The sequence below is a fragment of the Ciceribacter sp. T2.26MG-112.2 genome, from assembly GCF_900492205.1.
Taxonomy (GTDB): Bacteria; Pseudomonadota; Alphaproteobacteria; order Rhizobiales; family Rhizobiaceae; genus Allorhizobium; species Allorhizobium naphthalenivorans_A.
Genome location: NZ_UEYQ01000054.1, coordinates 1 through 4,072, shown reverse-complemented (window position 1 = coordinate 4,072; position 4,072 = coordinate 1). Strand labels below are relative to the sequence as shown.

Genomic DNA, 4,072 nt, shown 5'->3' with positions numbered 1-4,072 from the left:
GCCCGGGGTTCGAACCGCGCTATGTCGGGCATCCCCTGGAGGACGAGATCACGATAGGCGGGCAACGCTATGACCGCTTCGGCAGCCCTGACGATTTCTGCCATCCTCTCGAGGCGCTGGCGCGATACAAAAACGGGAAGTGTAGCGAACATATGGGCATATCTGTCACCCATGGCCGGAAGGATAGCGGGTGATTCCGGATTCGCCAGAAATGCCCGGTTGAGTTCTGCACGGTCCAGACTGATGCAGAAGCAGCTGGTGTTCAGCAACTCGACGTCTAGCTGCAGGCCCGGCAAGCCTGAGCCGGGACTTGGCTGCGGAGTTTCACTTCGATAGACCATGCTTCTTTCCAGTCAAGTCAGGGGCGCGGTGGCATCGATCGTCTCCAGCCGCCTACTTCTGGGTGCCCGCCTTGTAGAATACCGACGGCGCCTCGGAGGCGTCGCGTGGAACGGCATAGACCTCGTAGCTGGCTACAGGATCCTCCCCCATGCCGAGCGACCCCTGCGGCATTCCGGGAACCGCCAGGCCCGCGACCTCGGGCCCCTCGGAGAGCAGCTTCCCGATCGCTTCTAGCGGAACGTGGCCTTCGAGGAAATAGCCGTCCACGGCAGCTATGTGGCAGCCTTCCATCTCTGCTGGCACCCCGGCCTGCTTCCTGATGGCCGAAAGGTCTTCGAGGTCGACCGTGGACACCTTGTATCCGGCCTTCTCAACCGCCTCCGCCCAGGCATGGCAGCAGCCGCACCAAGGTGTCTTGTAAACGTTCATCTCGGCCGCGGCCATAGAGACCGCAGTAGACGCAACGAGCGCCGCCAGCGCGGCGAAGAGGGATCTGCTGTAGGTGTTCATTCGAGGTTCGCTTCCTTGTTCGCGGTGATTGGAAAAACGTGCATGGTTTCGGCGACAGCTAGCGCGCGCCTTGCTGAGCGCCCGGTCTGACGGTCACATCATTCCCATCGGCATCAGCAGGTTGTCGGCCGCAGCCTTCTGGACTTCGTCGAGCGAAGCGTAGAACGGCTCCACCGCTGCCCTCAGTTGCCGTACGGCATCGAGACGGGCCGAAAGCAGCTTCTCCCGCCTCTCGAGCGAGTTGGGCAGTCCTTGGGCATCCTGCTCCTGCTGCATCATGCCCGTGGACCCGCGCGCGTTCTCCCGCAGAGCGGCGGCCACGGCCTCCCAAAGGGGCTGCTGGGCGTCCGTCACCTTGAGTTCCGTCCGCAGGAACGCGATCCGCCCCTCGACATGCTCGGGCGCCATCATCTTCCCCATCATGCCGTCCTGCATCCCCGCCCCGTCGGCCATCATGCCCCGCATCATCCCGGCGTGGCGGCCCATCATCTCCTGCATCATCTTCATCATGTCGCCGCCCATCATGCCGCCCGGCATCTCGGCTCCCCCCGGTGCGGGAGCGGACGGGTGGGGAGCCGGTTCACCCGGAGCCGGAGCCGTGGTTTCGGCCGGAGCCGGATGGTGGGCGTCCTCGGCGAGCGCCGGAGAGGCGGAAAGCAGCATGGCTGCGGCGAATGCGGTCTTGAGGATCTTTGTCATGGCTTTGTCCTTTGAAATGAGAGACCCGGGCGGCGGGATCGCCGCCCGGGTACGTGTTCATAGCGCCTGGAAGGTGATCCCGTTGGGACCCTCGCCCACCTCGTGGGTGCGAACCACGGACTGCGTAGCCACGGAGATCTCGGAGACGGTGCCGTCGACGATGTTGGTGACGAACACATGGGCGCCGTCGTCGCTGACGGTCACGCCGTGCGCTCCCTTGCCAGTGGTGATCGTCTTGACGACCGTTCCGCTCGCCACGTCGATCACTGACACCGTGTCGTCCGGCTCGGCCTCCGTTCCCTGGTTCGCCACGTAGACGAACCGTCCGTCAGGGGTCGCATGCATCTGGATGGGAGACCGCCCCACGTCGATGCGGGCGGTGACCTGCCGCGTCGCTGTGTCGATGACCGCCACCTTGTTCTCGTCCCTCAGCGAGACGTAGACCCGCTTCCCGTCTGGCGTGAAGCCAACCTGCACCGGGGCCTTGCCGACCTCGATCCTGTCCGTCTCCTCCAGCGAGGCCGTGTCGATGACGGATACCGTTCCATCCTCGACGTTGGCGACGTAGATGGCGCTGCCGGCGGGGCTCATCCGAAGTCCGTGCGGATAGTCCCCGGTGCCGATCTCCCGCACGGCCTCGCCTTTGGCGAGGTCGATGACCGACACCGTATCATCGCCCGCATTAGTGACGAAGGCGCGCTTGCCCGAAGGGTCTGCGATCACGTGGGCAGGATGGGTTCCCACCTCGATGGTGGATGCGGGACCCGATGCGAGGCCGGCCGGATCAAGGACGATCAGCGCTCCGCCCGCCTCGGAGCCCCCGTATCCGCCGCCCTGCGAGGTGCTGCCATGGCTGTCCTCGGCTTCGGCGTGCCCATGGCCGGCACCCACCTGCAAAGGGCTGCCGACCGCGAGAACGCGGCCCGTCCCTGGAACGAACTGGACGTTGTGCGGCGTGACCGTGACCGGAACGATCTCGACCCTGCCCGAGGCAAGGTCGATCCGGCTGACAGAGTTACCGTACTCGTCGGCGGTGTATACAAAGCCGGAGGAAGCTGCCTCGGCCCCCGCATGTCCCGCGAAGGGCATGAGGAGCGCGAGCGCGGACGCCATCGCAAGTGCGGCCAGCGCGGCTCGCCGCGAGATCGAGGCGTGTATTGCTGTAAACATGTTCATGGTGAAAAACTCTCATTGTTCGTGACTCCGTTCAGGGAGCGCACGGAACCCGCGGGCGCGTGCGCTCAGGCGGTCACGGAGAGCTTGGGAGGGCGCGACAGGGTCGACGGGTCATGCGGGAGCGACGTCGAAGGAGGCACAAGGGCCGCCGGCGCAGCTTGCGTGGCCAACGTCAGTCCTGCCGAGGGAACGGGAACGCAAACCGCGCACGAGGTAGCCGACATGCAGCAGTCGTCCGCATCGCCCTGATCCGCGCCGCTGTCGTCGCATGGGACAGCGTGCGCGTGCCCCTGATGCCCGTGCGGGCCTGCAGCGGCGACGTCCGGGTTGCCGATGGCGACGTGTGCCTCCCCGCCCGTTGCATGGGCGTGCCCGCCGCCGAAGGTGGAGAGCGAGAAGGCGACCAGAACGGCAAGCAGGAGAGCGACAAGGCGCGCGGCGGGGGCCGGCGCATTCGCTTTCCTTTTCGTACTGGTCAGGTTCAGTCGCAACCTGCTCGTCCTTCTAATGTCCTCGACTATCAAAGATAGACCGCGCCGCCGCAACGCTGTTTGTCCTGGATCAAAGACGAAGCGGTTTCCGGTTTCGTCGTTCGTGTCATGTCGTCTTCCGGTACAGCCTGAGCAACTGGGCATTGAGGGCGACGATGATGGTGCTTGCGGACATGAAGACCGCACCGACTGCCGGGGTCATCAGGAAGCCCGTCCCGAAAGTGATGCCGGCGGCCATCGGGATTGCGATAGCGTTGTACCCGGTCGCCCAGATCAGGTTCTGCACCATCTTCCTGTAGGTCGCGCGGGAAAGGCCAAGGATTGCTGCCACGTCCCGGGGGTCGCTTCTGACCAGGACCACGTCGGCGGATTCGACGGCCACGTCGGTTCCCGCGCCGATCGCGACACCCAGGTCGGCCTGCACCAACGCCGGGGCGTCATTCACGCCGTCTCCGACCATGGCCACCTGGAGGCCGCGGGACTGTAGCTCCTTGATCTTGGCCGACTTCTCGTCGGGAAGCACCTCGGCGAAGTACTCTTCGATACCCAGTTCGCGGGAGACGGACGCCGCCACGCCCTTGGCGTCTCCTGTAAGCATGATGGAACTGATGCCCAGCGCCTTCAGTTCTGCGATGGCTTCCCGGGACTCCGGCCTCACGATGTCAGCAAGCGCGAACAGGGCGCGGGGCACACCGTTCCGGACGAGGACGACGACGGTCTTGCCTTCTGCTTCGAGTTCGCCGAGTCGGCTACCCGGGACCGGGTTGCCCTGTCTGGCGAGATGGCCAGGACTGACGATCCGGATGTCCTGTCCCTCGACCTCTGCGACGATGCCCTCACCCGTGAGGTTTCGG

Annotated in this window: 4 protein-coding genes and 1 pseudogene; all 5 read right to left on the bottom strand. The window is 65.2% G+C overall.

Annotation, left to right across the window (positions count from 1 at the left end; translation table 11 throughout):
* Window positions 1-341: pseudogene (locus tag DYZ14_RS24275) on the bottom strand (hypothetical protein); the annotation flags it as partial.
* A 52-nt stretch (window positions 342-393) separates the two neighbouring features.
* Complete coding sequence (locus tag DYZ14_RS23860) at window positions 394-852, bottom strand: DUF411 domain-containing protein (RefSeq protein WP_154722914.1); 459 nt, start codon at window positions 850-852, stop codon at window positions 394-396.
* A gap of 93 nt (window positions 853-945) precedes the next feature.
* On the bottom strand, window positions 946-1,551 hold the full coding sequence (locus tag DYZ14_RS23855) for a Spy/CpxP family protein refolding chaperone (RefSeq protein WP_154722913.1): 606 nt from the start codon (window positions 1,549-1,551) through the stop codon (window positions 946-948).
* A 57-nt stretch (window positions 1,552-1,608) separates the two neighbouring features.
* On the bottom strand, window positions 1,609-2,727 hold the full coding sequence (locus tag DYZ14_RS23850) for a YncE family protein (protein ID WP_154722912.1): 1,119 nt from the start codon (window positions 2,725-2,727) through the stop codon (window positions 1,609-1,611).
* Between the two features lie 597 nt (window positions 2,728-3,324).
* Window positions 3,325-4,072 (bottom strand): HAD-IC family P-type ATPase (locus tag DYZ14_RS23845; RefSeq protein ID WP_154722911.1); only part of this gene is annotated, 748 nt, incomplete at its 5' end.